12 protein-coding genes are annotated in these 14,621 nt (G+C 40.3%); 11 read left to right on the top strand and 1 reads right to left on the bottom strand.

Annotated features, from left to right (window positions below; all coding sequences use genetic code 11):
- The first annotated feature begins 33 nt into the window (after positions 1-33).
- A complete protein-coding gene (locus IPP86_12815; GenBank protein MBL0139388.1) occupies positions 34-723 on the top strand; it encodes an FKBP-type peptidyl-prolyl cis-trans isomerase in 690 nt (229 codons plus the stop codon).
- An 83-nt stretch (positions 724-806) separates the two neighbouring features.
- Here IPP86_12815 and IPP86_12820 read toward each other — a convergent pair whose 3' ends face one another.
- Positions 807-1,427 (bottom strand): hypothetical protein, encoded by a 621-nt coding sequence (locus IPP86_12820; protein MBL0139389.1) that lies wholly within the window; start codon positions 1,425-1,427, stop codon positions 807-809.
- A 601-nt stretch (positions 1,428-2,028) separates the two neighbouring features.
- Between IPP86_12820 and IPP86_12825 the strand changes: the two genes are divergently transcribed.
- The 10 genes from IPP86_12825 (at position 2,029) to IPP86_12870 (ending at position 14,532) form a co-directional block, all read left to right on the top strand.
- Positions 2,029-2,646, top strand: a complete 618-nt coding sequence (locus IPP86_12825; protein MBL0139390.1) for a DUF2807 domain-containing protein — start codon at positions 2,029-2,031, stop codon at positions 2,644-2,646.
- Between the two features lie 60 nt (positions 2,647-2,706).
- A complete protein-coding gene (locus IPP86_12830) occupies positions 2,707-3,054 on the top strand; it encodes a PadR family transcriptional regulator (protein MBL0139391.1) in 348 nt (115 codons plus the stop codon).
- On the top strand, positions 3,047-4,891 hold the full coding sequence (locus IPP86_12835; protein MBL0139392.1) for a PspC domain-containing protein: 1,845 nt from the start codon (positions 3,047-3,049) through the stop codon (positions 4,889-4,891). Before IPP86_12830 ends, IPP86_12835 begins: the two co-directional genes overlap by 8 nt.
- A gap of 455 nt (positions 4,892-5,346) precedes the next feature.
- Complete coding sequence (locus IPP86_12840; protein ID MBL0139393.1) at positions 5,347-5,829, top strand: T9SS type A sorting domain-containing protein; 483 nt, start codon at positions 5,347-5,349, stop codon at positions 5,827-5,829.
- A gap of 95 nt (positions 5,830-5,924) precedes the next feature.
- Positions 5,925-8,279: a hypothetical protein gene (locus IPP86_12845; GenBank protein ID MBL0139394.1), complete on the top strand. Its 2,355-nt coding sequence runs from the start codon at positions 5,925-5,927 to the stop codon at positions 8,277-8,279.
- A gap of 101 nt (positions 8,280-8,380) precedes the next feature.
- Positions 8,381-9,598, top strand: a complete 1,218-nt coding sequence (locus IPP86_12850; protein ID MBL0139395.1) for a hypothetical protein — start codon at positions 8,381-8,383, stop codon at positions 9,596-9,598.
- A 174-nt stretch (positions 9,599-9,772) separates the two neighbouring features.
- Positions 9,773-12,127: a hypothetical protein gene (locus IPP86_12855; GenBank protein MBL0139396.1), complete on the top strand. Its 2,355-nt coding sequence runs from the start codon at positions 9,773-9,775 to the stop codon at positions 12,125-12,127.
- A gap of 32 nt (positions 12,128-12,159) precedes the next feature.
- Positions 12,160-12,972 (top strand): hypothetical protein, encoded by an 813-nt coding sequence (locus IPP86_12860; protein MBL0139397.1) that lies wholly within the window; start codon positions 12,160-12,162, stop codon positions 12,970-12,972.
- A 20-nt stretch (positions 12,973-12,992) separates the two neighbouring features.
- Positions 12,993-13,403 (top strand): hypothetical protein, encoded by a 411-nt coding sequence (locus IPP86_12865; GenBank protein ID MBL0139398.1) that lies wholly within the window; start codon positions 12,993-12,995, stop codon positions 13,401-13,403.
- A 4-nt stretch (positions 13,404-13,407) separates the two neighbouring features.
- Positions 13,408-14,532: a hypothetical protein gene (locus IPP86_12870; GenBank protein ID MBL0139399.1), complete on the top strand. Its 1,125-nt coding sequence runs from the start codon at positions 13,408-13,410 to the stop codon at positions 14,530-14,532.
- Positions 14,533-14,621 lie beyond the last annotated feature (89 nt).

Consider the following 14,621-nt stretch of genomic DNA (forward strand, 5'->3'; position numbering starts at 1 on the left):
TCTATATCTTCGCCCCCTCATAAAACTAACCCTATGAACAAAAAAGTATTATCGCTTGCGGCTTGTTTCAGCCTTGTAACAATGTTCTCATGCGGACAGAAAGGCAAAGCTGACTTGTCGTTGAAAAATGCAGCGGATTCAGCATCTTATGCTATCGGAGTATCCATCGGAACAAATATGAAAAAAGATGGTCTCGAAACTTTAAACCTGGATATCCTCAAGTCCGCTATGGAAAGCGTACTGAAAGGAGACAGCCTGAAACTTGGCGCGAAGGAATCACAAGCTGCCATTCAGGGATACCTTGCTACAAAACAAAAAGAAAAAGCTGATAACAACATCGAAGCCGGAAAGAAATTTCTTGCTGAGAATAAGAAAAAAGCCGGCGTTATCGAACTTCCTGACGGAATGCAATACATGGTCATGAAAGAGGGTACCGGTCCTAAACCATCTGAAACGGATACTGTAGTCACTCATTACCATGGAACTTTAATGGACGGTACTGTTTTCGATAGTTCTGTTGAAAGAGGCGAGCCTGCTGAATTTCCTGTTGGCGCTGTGATCAAAGGATGGACAGAAGCTTTACAAATGATGAACGTAGGTTCAAAATGGAAACTCTTCATTCCGCCATCCCTGGCGTATGGCGATCGTGCTGCCGGACCAACAATCGGACCGAACTCAACATTGATCTTCGAAGTTGAACTTCTCCAGATCAAAGGAAAATAATTGAATTTCTCTTCATAAAAAAAGGAGGTTGTTTAGAACAACCTCCTTTTTTTATTTCCTGATTTTTCTATTCTGAAATAGCATTAATCAGCGATAAATTTACCGAGCATTTTTCCTGCTTTCGCGTAAGATTCTTTCACACGTGAATCAACAGAAAAATCGTAGCCCATTGATCCGCTACCAAGTACATTGTTTACATACAATTCAGCAACAACTGATTTGTCAGCATTTTTGATAACGTTAAAAGTGAAATGGGCAAATGCCGGACGTTTTGCAAAAGCGACATTGTAACCTGGTTCGATATAGGTACAGTTTACATTCAGAGTATATTCCGCGGATGTTTCATTTTCTTTCACTTGCAGACCCATTTTTGATACTCGCTCATTAAAAAGTTTGATGAACATTTCCGGGAAAACATTTTTCTTCGCTGCTTCCCATTTTTTCAACCACTCATCCGCTTCCGCTTTTCCTTTTGATTTTTCAATCTCAGCCATTTTATTTTTTGTGAATTCGTCCTCTGAATTGTAAGCGCCAACTTTCAATCCGTCAAATGTGAAAGTCACATTCATGACTTTAGAACTTTTAAATGCACTCAGGTCACCCGACTTCTGAATAATTTTGCTTCCGCCACCCATCATTTGTGCATTCACATTGTTGAGCACGAAGGCAATCAAAAGGCTGCAAAGTAATAATGTCTTTTTCATTTTATTTTAATTAAAGGTTTGTTCAAATGTATCTGATTCTTTAAAAAGAAGAAAAAGATATTTCAAAATAACGCTATGGATAAGCAAATTTTATCCTTTACAAGGGAATGCTCAGTTTGGATTGAATCAAGGTAAAATCTAACAATGAAGACTTAATTATAAAACCAAGAACCATGAGGTAATCCTGATCGCTTTTATCTTTTGTTCTATATATATAGTGTGATTTTCGATTTTCGGGGGAGGTAAGGTCCATTTTTACAGAATTTTAACCGGATTTACCACTTTTCATGTTTTCTGCCCATTTCTGATTCATTCACTATCACTTGAATTTTTAAGATTGAGTCAATTAATATTAATATTCCAAGTTTAAGTTGGATTATAATAATTGAACTCAGAGTGAGTGGATTTTTCAATAAAAATAAATATATTGAAAATCAAGTCAATACGTATTTATTTGAAAAATATTAGTACCATGTATTGCATAGTAGTATCCTATGACCATATCTTTGTATCACCTTCTTAAGGGTATTACATAGAACCTTAAGAAATATTTAAACAAAAAAACAACACAGCCACAGTATAACCCCAAAAACTAAAACCAATGAAAACTAAAATCTTTTTCTCATTCCTGATGGCAGCCTTCTTTGCCTGCACAACTTCAAAAGCGGATTCCAATGATCTGGTATCGGATCTCAGAACACCGGGCAACTTCTACGGATTGGTAGTGAACACAAATGCCAACGTAATTCTGTCACAAGGAAATGAAACTTCTTTAAGAGTAGAAGGGGACCGTCGCCTGATCAATTCAATTCATACTGAAGTACTGAATGGCGCATTGATCATCTCAGGAACCAACAACAGACCGGTGACTATCTATGTAACCATCGAAGACATCAACCTCATCGAAATAAACGGTTCAGGAAAAGTGTTTGCCAGTCAGCCTCTGAACTCAGACATGCTTTTACTCAAAGTAAATGGTAATGGCAGTATCAAACTGGATGTTCGCGCACTTGCTCTGGGAATGATCGTCAAAGGCAGCGGAAAAATTATCGCTTCCGGTAGTGTTGGGGAAAGTTTTGTACGCGTCTTCGGCAAAGGAAATGTCTACTCACAAGGACTCGATTCCTTCTCAACCGATGAGCTGACTGCGTCCACAGCTAACTGGAACCAGGATCCATCAAAAGGTGCGAAGCGCAATCTTCTGAACCTTCATCAATAAGCCATACAATAGTGTGGCTCCATTCAAAATCAAGTTCAAAATCAATTAACCCAAATAGCCATGAGCAGTAATTTAGAGAATACGCAGGCTCAGATGCGCAAAGGGGTACTGGAGTTTTGCATTCTGTCGATTCTTTCACACCAGGAAGTCTATCCTTCCGATATCATTGCCCGGATGAAAGAATCAAAATTAATCGTGGTGGAAGGAACCTTATATCCTTTGCTGACACGATTAAAGAATGCAGGTCTGTTACAGTATCGCTGGATTGAGAGCAAATCAGGACCTCCACGTAAGTATTATTCATTAACTCCACTCGGAGAAAAATTTTTGGAAGAACTTCATCAGACATGGAAAGAACTGGTAGAAGCAGTCAACCACACAACACAAAAACCTTTGCATCATGAATAAGACAGTCACAGTTAATATAGGTGGAATCGTCTTTCATATCGACGAAAACGCGTATGAACGGTTCAAGCAATATCTGGAAGCGATCCGCAGTCACTTCACCACCGCTGAAGGCCGCGACGAAATCATGCAGGACATAGAATCCCGCATCGCTGAAATGTTCCAGGACCGTATCAAAGACAGCAAACAGGTCATCACCCTGGAAGATGTGGAAGAAGTCACCATACAAATGGGACGTCCGGAACAATTCGGTGATGAAGCCGCGCATGAAGAGCAAACTAAATCAGAACGTCCTGAAGTGCAGGAAGGACCTGTAAAACGCCGCCTCTTCCGTAACCCGGATGATAAATTGCTGGGTGGTGTGTGCTCCGGTGTCGCGAATTACTTCGACATCGACGCAGTGTGGGTGCGACTGGCATTTGCTTTCATCTTCTTTGTCTTCGGTTCAGGATTCTTGTTGTATATCCTTTTGTGGATCATTGTTCCTGAAGCAAAAACCACCGCTGAAAAACTTCAGATGCGGGGGGAGCCTGTAACCATCTCCAACATTGAAAAGAATGTAAAAGAGGAGATGGAACAAATCCGGAAAAACGCCGGTGAAACAGGAAAAGATGTTTCTAAAAAAGCGGGAACAGTTGTCGGGAGAATTTTCGAAGCGATAGGAGAGGTGATCAAATTCTTCTTCGTACTGCTCGGTAAATTAATCGCCATCTTCTTTATGTTCATCGGGATTATCGTGGCCTTCGCGATGTTTGTTTCCTTGCTTGCCTTGTTAAAAATTCCGGGAACACACTATCCTGCCGTTTGGCACTATGCCTTTGCATCCGAAACACATTTTGTATTGGGTTTCATCGGAGTCGTGTTGCTGATAGGAATTCCATTTCTCATGCTCGCCTATGCCGGAGCACGCATGTTATTCAACATTAAGAAAAGTTCTAAAATCGTTGGATTCACTGCGCTGGGATTGTGGTTGGTTGGAGTAGGCATTTGCCTGGTCATCGGAATTCGCCTGGCTTCTGAATTTTCAGAAAAAGAAAATGTGCGTAAAGAAATCGCGCTTGTTCAACCCGCTTCACGCACTATGATTGTGGAGATGAACGGAAGTATAAATGAAGAGAAGAAATACGACGACTCGGATTATGATGAGGACGAAGATTTCCAACTCAACATCAACGACAACCGTTTCCTTTCACAAAAGGTTAAACTGGATATCGTAAAGAGTCCTACAGATTCCTTTGAACTGGTAGAAATCCTTTACGCGAGAGGTGGCTCCAGAAAGAACGCGATCGATAATGCTTCGCACATCAGTTATGTGTTTTTGCAAAATGATTCCGCGCTAAAACTTGACCGTCATTTCACCCTCAGTCCGGAAGAAAAATACAGAGCACAAAAAGTACAACTGCTTCTACGTGTTCCTGTAGGAGGAAAGGTAAAGCTTGATGAAAGTCTGAAAAATTACATCTACGACATCGATAATATCGAAAACGTACTTGACCGCGACATGCTGAATCGCACCTGGATCATGACCGAAAAAGGACTCCGCTGTGTTGATTGTGATGGAACGGAAAGTACCCTCGGTGGAGGAGAACTGAACATCAACGGTGATGACGGCAGTCAGATCAAGATCGATGAAAACGGAATCATCATCAACGGTTCCGATGGCGGAAAAGTTCGGGTGGACAGCAACGGGATTTATATCCGTGAAAATGGAAAAGATAAAGTCCGCATCAACCGCAAAGGGAATAAAATGGAAATGAATATCAACGATGACCCGCTTCCGCCCCCTCCTCCAAAACCTTCAGAAAAAGGCAGTACCCATATACAAAGCATGATTTTTTAAGTACAATTTGAGTTTGACAATAAATTGTTTTCTAAACCCCGGCGTCTTGCCGGGGTTTTTTTATTGGACCGGTTTTGTAAAAGTGTTATAAATTTATAGAATTCAGTTTTACTTTAAAAGACATTGTATTGCGAAGAGTAACATTGATAGTGTATAAAGGAATTTAAGAAAAATGTTGGTGTAAAATTTTTGTACATGATTTTTATCAGGAATTCATAGGTATTTTCCTTCATTCATTTCCTGATTTAATAAACTTCATTTTGATTTTTTGATTTTTTTTGATTTAATTTGATTTGAAGTTGATTTAAGATTATAGCTTTTGTGCGGGAGGAGGGAGCATGCATACAATCCCCCAAACCATGTTTCCGCGAATTGGAATTGTGTATTTAGTTTTTAATTAATTCGGAGAGTTGACACATTCTCCTTCATTTTATACAAATAATAAAACCCGGATTATGAAAAAAATAATTTTCATGGGTTTCTGCCTGTTTAGCTTAGTTTCCAGCAGCCAAAGCCTTGAACGTAGTGTTGTGGCTGTGTCAGGAAATTATTATGAACAGCCAGGAACCGGATCACTTTCATTTACCCTTGGAGAAATTGCTGTTGCAACATTGAATAGCACCGGTAATTTCCTCACGCAGGGATTTCAGCAACCCGATACTTCATTTATCGACTTTGTTTATGAAAAGGAGGCAATAAATGGATTCACTATTTATCCAAATCCTGTTGCGGATGTACTCACCTGTAATATTAATTCTGAAGAAAAATATCTTTTCAGTATTGCAGATGGGGGAGGGCGACTAGTAGATGTGCCTCAGATCACTCAGGGTTTTCAGGTTTTTTTAAATGTGCGTTCTCTGGCACCGGGAATTTATTTTCTGAGTATTCTGAACAATACTGGAAAAAGGATTGCAACCAGGCAATTTGTAAAACCTTGAACATTCTACGCATTTCAAATTTCTCTCTTTTATCATTGAACTAAATTCTCTTCAATGGCAAATCCATTTCATCATTCAATTTATATAGAACATCTATGTTACGCCACCTCATTCTCATCGTCACCATTTTTACATTTCTAAATATTCAGGCGCAGACACCTCAGGCACTCAACTACCAGGCCGTCGCCCGTAATACAACGGGAGCCATCCTTGCGAATCAATCTGTTGGCATTCGTATTTCTATTACGGATGGAAGCGCAGGAGCAACGCTTTTCCAGGAAACACATACCGTTACAACCAACCAGTTTGGTTTGTTTACACTTGGTGTAGGTAATGGAACTGTTGTGAGTGGAATATTTTCTTCCATTCCCTGGGCCACAATCACTCCCTGGCTACAGGTGGAAATGGATCCCGCCGGGGGAAGTGCTTATGTGATGATGGGCAGTTCGGCTTTGCTGAGTGTGCCCTATGCCTTGCAGGCGCAGAAAGCAAATACCTCTGATGTAGCGACCAATATGACTTTGAATGATCTGACGGATGTTAACTCTACATCACCTTCATCCGGACAAGTGCTCAAGTACAATGGAACGAATTGGGTTCCTTCCCTCGACAGTAACAATACATACACGGCAGGCAGCGGTATCAACGTGGCAGGGAATGTCATTTCCAATACGGGAGATCTTAATTCCGCCGACGATATTACCAACAGCACTAGCGCGAACGGTGACCTGAGCGGAACCTATCCCAATCCGACTGTCGCGAAAATAAGAGGTGCTGCCGTTTCCACCACGGCACCGACAAACGGTCAAGTACTGAAATACAACGGCACGCAGTATGTTCCTTCAACGGATAATAATACAAGCTATACACAGGGAACGGGAATAAATATCAGCGGAAGTACGATCAGCAATACCGTTACCACTCTCGATAATCTTAGCGATGTGACCACAACGGGTGCGGCTTCCGGGCAGGTTTTGAAGTACAACGGCACAAACTGGATCCCCGGCACCGACAATACCTCCAGCAGCAGCGGCGGTGTAAACAGTTCTCCTCGTCTGAGCGGCGACGGCACACTAGGTTTTCCACTTGACATTGCACAACAGGGAGCAAGCAGCGGACAAGTGCTTCAATGGAACGGTACTTCCTGGAGCCCAGGTAGTGGTGCAACAGGTTATTGGACTGCAAACGGAAACAACATCACCAATTCTAATACAGGAAATATTGGAATAGGAACCTCTACGCCTCAGAGTAAATTGGATGTAAATGGCATCCTTTCCCTCAATGATTTTGAACTGAGATTGCGAAGCGGCAATAATGCTGACCATGGCTTGAAATACGATCCAACTATCGACGGTCCGTATCTCTTCGGTTACAATGGCGGCGCCCTCGGAACAAGCGGAATGCCCAATTCTTTAGAGTGGAGTTTTACCGGCGATGTTTCTGCAAAAAATAATTTCTATACAGAGCATTCCATCATCGTTGATGATGCAAGCGCAAACACCGGCAGTTTAAGCAACAGTTTAACTTTTGGAAACGGAAGCGGTGAAGGAATCGCCTCCAACCGAAATGCCGGTGTGAATCGATATGGATTGGATTTATATACGGGAAGTGCAAAAAGAATATCCATTGCGAATAGTGGTTTAGTGGGAATTGGAACTGCCGCTCCAACTCACAATTTGCAAGTACACAACAGCACCACTGCAACATCATCCATTCAACTAACAAATAATTTTACCGATAGCACAACTTTAGATGGCGGTTTGATTATGATGGACAATGATGAATTAATTATTGTAAACCAGGAACCTTCGAAAATAAAATTAAGAAATGGCGGAGTTGATCGGTTAACAGTTTCTCCCTTTGGCTTTGTTGGCATCGGTACAACAACTCCTCTTGCCAAACTTGATGTTAATGGCAACACTAATATTAATGGTACTTTAAAAATTACCGACGGCACAGAGGGCGCAGGAAAAGTTTTGACGAGTGATGCGAGTGGGAATGGGAGTTGGCAAACTACTGCTGCAGAGCAGGTTGTGTTTAAGGCACAATTGCAATTTAATTCAGTAACATTTAATGGTGTATATCATCAAATAATTTTTGATAGTGTTTTTGTTAATAACGGAAATGGCTACAATGAAACTACAGGCAACTTCACTGCTCCTTCTCCAGGATTATATTATTTTCATTCACAACTAGTTTGGCAAACCACATCTCTTCCGCACACTGTTGCCATTACCTTGGGTTCGAGCGCACATCCATCGGAAGAAACTGCTGACATTTCAGAAATGACATCAAGTAATGGCGATGCTGTAGCAACGATTACATCTGGCATATTTTATTTGAATGCCGGAGACATTGTGAAAGTTTGGGCCTCCGAAGAGTCTAGTGGTGATGCTACAGTCGTTGCTTTCTCTGGGAGGTCTAATTTTTTTGGCTATAAAATTTATTGAATAAGGCAATTTTGACTGCCCTAAATAAAATGTAAACTCGAGATATAAATACGGAGGTGGCCGAAAATCCGAAGAAGAGTAGGTAACAAATACTTGATATTATGTCAAATGCAAAAATTCAAGATTTTGAAGTTGTATGTGTTATTGAAGACGACGGTAGTTTAGTTGTAAATGATGGCGTAACTAATTCTGTGAATTATGAACGTGCTTATCAATTATTTAGAACGAGTCATGGAGATCTTTACGATCAAATTACATTTTTTTTAGACACACATAGCGGTATGCCATCCGATGGTCCTTATTTTAGTCAAATCTATAACAATGTATTAGGCATAGGATTAGAGCAAAGGGACACTCGTAGTAGATGGGGAACTACGAAACTACAAGGATATCATGTTATGGCACAATGGGCATTTCAAACTTGGCGCCACACTATGGGACAAGAATGGGGACATCAGTTTGCCGCATTTGCACATTACAGAAACCCGAGTACAGGGCCAGCACTTGGAGAGGAAATGGATGATCATATTAATTCTCAATATCCCGGTCACTGGTCTTCATTTCTTGACGATGACAGTTCTCCGATGGCTTATGATAGATTTAGTTGGATTGAAGTCGAACCAGGAAGATTTCGAATAATTGTGCGACCAATTGAAGATATGACTTATTCTGATCTTGATCTTTACCTTATGGGACTTAAGGGTCCAGAAGATGTTGGCGATTTTTTTATCCTTCGCAATCCCAATCGCATAGACGATTATAATTGGACAGCAACAAAAGTAGTGTTAACGATACAAGATTTTATTAATCATGAAGGTGTCAGGATTCCATCTGTCTCAAATTCTCCTAAGCATTGGAGACAAGCCTTTATAGTTCTGACAAAAGACATAAATATGGTTCGTGACTTTGCAGGAACAGTGAATTTTCAAAGATTAAAATGGGAACGGGATTTTCCAATTATGACAAAAGGAAGAGGACTAATTGTTACTAGTCTGGATAAAACCACCGATACAACTTCTTCGACTGGTCCTGCCAATATGTTAGATATTTCAAATTTAGAAATTTCTTTGTTGCAAAAAATTGGTGAATGGGGGAAAATGAAAGTTGGTGGACCAGGTGGCTGGCTAATCGTTATAAATGTTCCTAAGAATGGGCCAAAGGGACCAGTAATGCAAATCATTTCAACTGAATTAGCAAAAAAGCAAGGTTACGATGTAGAATCAATTAAAAAAATTAATAAAGAAATAATAGCTATGAACAAAGTCAACATTAATAACATTAAGAAGTTGGCAAAGCTATGTAGAATAAAAATGGTGTAGTTTTTTTTGGGGGGGCAAGTCGACTTATCTTTCAACCAAGTTGGTAGCTATTGATTGTAGGGTGAGTTATAGCGAGTTGTACCTAGGATCTATTTAGCACCAAAAATTGCAACCCAAGAGGTATTAATAGAAGCTCCTCTATTGCCATCATTATCAAATAATAAATCACTCCGTATGAAAAAAGCCAATCTTCTCCTTAGTATCATTTTTTGTGTGATTACCGGAATGGCACAGACTCCCCAAAGTCTCAACTACCAAGCCATCGCCCGTAACACTACAGGCGCAATCCTTGCGAATCAATCAGTAAGCATTCGTATTTCTATTACGGATGGCAGCGCAGGAGCAACCCTTTATCAGGAAACACATACCGTTACAACCAACCAGTTTGGTTTGTTTACACTCGGTGTAGGTAATGGAACTGTTGTGAGCGGAATATTTTCTTCTATTCCCTGGGCCACAATAACTCCCTGGCTACAGGTGGAAATGGATCCTGCCGGAGGAAGTGCTTATGTGATGATGGGGAGTTCGGCTTTGCTCAGTGTGCCCTATGCCTTACAGGCGCAGAAAGCAAATACCTCTGATGTAGCGACCAATATGGCATTGAATGATCTGACGGATGTAAATTCATCTTCAGCTGCATCCGGACAAGTGCTCAAGTACAACGGAACCAACTGGGCTCCTGCGCTTGACAGCAATACGACTTATACGGCAGGCAACGGTATTAACATAGCCGGAAATGTCATTTCCAATACGGGTGATACCAATGGAAATGATGACATCACCACCGGTACAACCGCGAACGGTGATTTGTCAGGAACTTATCCGAATCCAACTGTTGCAAAAATCAGGAATACAACTATCTCTGCAACATCCCCATCGAATGGACAGGTCCTGAAATACAACGGTACACAATGGGCGCCTGCAAGTGATAACAATGCCAGTTACACACAGGGAACAGGAATCAGTATTGCCGGAACGACAATCAGCAATACGGTGACAGCGCTTGACAATTTGAGTGATGTCACTACGACAGGCGCCGCATCAGGGCAGGTTTTAAAATACAACGGAAGTACCTGGGTTCCTTCTACCGACAATACTTCCAGCAGCAGCGGCGGAGTGAATATCACACCTCGTCTGAGTGGAGATGGAACGGCGGGAGCACCGTTGGATATTGCTCAGCAGGGCGCGACAAGCGGACAAGTACTCCAATGGAACGGAAGCGCATGGACACCGGCGAGTACAAGTTCAAACAGCTGGACGACCAATGGTAACAATATCTCCAACAGCAATACCGGGAATGTTGGAATCGGAAACACATCTCCACTTGCAAAGCTGGATGTGAAAGGCAACATCGCCCTTAACGACAGCACACTTCTGTTAAGAGCCGGCAATGATCCCAACCATGGATTGAAATTCGATGCGACACTCAACGGCCCCAACCTTTTCGGTTTCGATGGCGGCGCCCTCGGAACCACCGGCATGCCGAATTCGCTCGAATGGAGTTTTACCGGTGATGTTGCTGCTAAGAACAACCTCAGCGTTCAGAACAATCTCAATCTGGACAATGCAAATACCAATGCAGGAACACTGAGTAATGGTCTCACCTTCGGAAACGGAAGCGGAGAAGGCATTGCCAGCAACCGCACGACAGCAACGAATCAATATGGTCTTGATTTTTATACCAACTCCACCAACCGCATGACCATCACCAATACCGGAAAAGTTGGCATCGGGAACACAAGTCCTTACGGACCCTTGAGTTTCTCAAACTCTGATGGAGATAAAGTTGTTTTGAAATACAGCGGCAATCCTAATAATGTAACAGGGCTTGGAACGCTGGGAAACAAATTAGTGATTAGCGGTGGTGATTATTTTGATTCGAGCAACGGGATTGTATTGGGCTATGGCAGCAGCAGCAATGGAATTGCAACAGTGATGTCCGTAACACCTTCGCCCGGACGGGTTGGTATTAACCAAACTCTTCCTTCTGCTACACTTGATGTAAACGGTACCTTTAAATTAACGGATGGAACACAGGGTGCAGATAAAGTTTTAACAAGTGATGCAAATGGAAATGCGAGTTGGATGAATTTACCGAGTGCAGTTGCTTGTTCCGCAGACAATTCAGGTGGGCAAAGCATAAATGATTCACTCCATTCCTTTTCCAATCAAACAGTTGTTTTTAAAAATGAATTTTATGATGATGGTGGTAATAATTATGATCCATTAACCGGAATATTCACAGCACCATCAGGTGGGATTTATCATTGCGATGCACTTGTTCTATTATTGAGATACTCAGGAAGTTCTCCAGGAAAAGTATGGTTAGGTATTTTTAAAAATAATATTTATGTTTCTGACGCGGCATTTAATTCAGATGCGGGATATTTCAGCATTATGATTAGTTTAGATATAAAACTCGTTGCAGGAGACAATATTAGATTTAAAGCTCTTAATAACTCTGGAGATAATTTTAAAATCTGGACAAATAATGGGGAGACAAGGATAAACATTCATAAGGTTTATTGAAAGGATTTATGCATTATAAAAACAAAAAGATAATGGCTTACATTTTAACAAAGACAAATGGAAAATTTACAATTTTTAGTGGATGTAAATGCGGAGGCAAAATAAAGAATTATGGGAAAAGTGTTTGCAACAGTTTTACACCTTCAGTTCCTATGAAAAAACCTGATTTGGCAATTTATAGCCAACTAGAAGAAATTCAAAATGGCAGAGTTCCTTCTTGGGATAGTCCAGATATTTCAACAAATGATTGGGGCCCATTTAAACTAAAAAGAGAAGCAACATTCATTGTTAGAAATTTATCAGATGTCCCTGCGATTAATGCATTAGCTCATTTTTATACTTCACCTTATGGAATAGGAACAAAAAGAGAATTAAAATCTTCGATGCGTTTTAGTATCGGGGCAAGAAGCAAGATTGAATTGCTTTTTCCACTTCATCAAACCACTTTAAGGGGTGAACAAAGATTAGGAGTTCACCTAGAATTAGAGCATCCTTTTGACTCGAATCGGATTAATAATTATGGTGCACAAGTGCATGACGGAGCTTATACAACAGAATCAGGGAAAGATTTTATATTCTCATTTCCGGTTATCAATGACTTTCATTCAAATAGAGATATTCAATTAAGCATTTTGCCAACTGATTTAATTACAACCATTGACCAAGGACTGATTAGAACTTATTCACCATTCGAACAAATTACTGTAAGTATTCACATAAGAATCCCAGAATATATGGTCGGCACTTCAGAGAATTTGCTTTATAAATCTATTTCAATTATTGGAAGGTCTTCAAATGGAGATTTGATTGGTGGGGTAACAAGATTAGTTTGGATTAATAATTAAAAATTCTAAATATTGATAGCATGAATTTGTTAAAAAGAATTTTGATGATTTTTACACCTATTCTAAGTAGAATTGGAATTTGCGGAAATGTAGGTTTTATTTCCGGAACAATATGTGGTTTTATCATTTCAAACTTAGCTTGGGCGTATAAAGATTTTTTTTTAACGGATACAATGGCTTTGAAACTTTCATTATTACTTGCGATTTTAGCTTGGTTTATTTGTTTATTTATTTTATTGATTCGTATTAGATTTTCGCTTGGCTCAATAGCATTTCCTACATTATTTAATTGCCTTGTCGTTTGCTTTCTTACTGTGTTTATCACAAAATGGATTAATCAATTCACAATGGCATGGGTCATTGGGATGTTTGTAGGTGCGTTATGTGGCTTCATTCTTTGTAAATTAAATTATTTAGTAAATAAAAAATAAAGCTATGGCAAACTGTAATGATGAATGCCGACCAACGTGTGGTCAAATAAATGATAGTACTGTTCCATCCGCCTTGACCCAAACAGCTAGCGTTATCGGTTTTATCGCAAGCATACTAGGGATTTTTGGGAAATTGATTAGCATAAAGGATTTACCCTTTCCAATAATTATTTTTATTTTGTCTCTTTCTGCAATTTTAGTTGGTTTGGCAATTATCGCATGGGTCGGAATTGCCTGGTATGACCAGTGTACCGAAGAACCGGTTGTGGTAACTAGTGATGGGTCATTGATGAAAATGAAAGGTACCAAGGAATGTGTTACTGGTGTAGTTAATAGTATAAAATCAGATTTTAGTAGCATTTGGAGTATAGCTTGGATATTTCCTTGGACAGCAAATCATGATAGCATAGATGTGGTCGTTAGAATGAGATATTGGGATGTAGTTGAAAGTAATGGTGCAGATGTATTTTGTACTTATGAAGAAAGCGATAGAAGATCTGAAATACTTCGTTGTTATTTTTTTACTCAACGAGTATGTGATGTTGCAAAAGGTGCTTTAATTGGTGCTGTTATTGCCTTTGTGGTAATTTTGGCAATTGCAGCACTTGTTATTAGTGCGGTTGTTTTAGGAGTCTTGGCAGCGGCAGGATGCTTTGCTTCTTGGGGCACGGGATGTTCGGCAGCAATTATTGTTGCATTGTTAGTTTTTATTGCAATTGTTGGTGCTGTTACATTAGCTGGTGCTACTATTGGTGGACTGGTGGTTGTAGGTACTTCCCAACCATCTTCACCAACTGCTCAAAATGTGAGTGGAGAATCAGAAACAGCAATATCAGAAGGTGACTTAATAAACCTTCATGGCAGAATGCTAATTAAAGAAGATTCGGATGAACTTTTTCATAATTTAAAAGTTAATGTTTTTTGGTGGGTTTCACAGGAGCAAGAAAAACTTCCTAAGTTATTGGGCAAAATTTCAGGTACTTCACCATTTAGTCATTGTGAAATAGATGAATTGTTCTTTCAACATTTCCAGAGGAGAAATGAGGAAACAGGCGAAATATCAGTTGTGACTGTTAGTATAGATCCTTGCACTGATAGCATAAACATTAAACCAATTAGATGCCCGTGATATTTATTACCCCCCGCTGGGCGGAATGTTATGCAAGACACGCATACGTTTAATCCATCCCGCCAACATGCTTCATTCCGCCCCAGCCC

The sequence above is a fragment of the Bacteroidota bacterium genome, from assembly GCA_016720935.1.
In the GTDB taxonomy this organism is placed as follows: domain Bacteria; phylum Bacteroidota; class Bacteroidia; order AKYH767-A; family 2013-40CM-41-45; genus JADKJP01.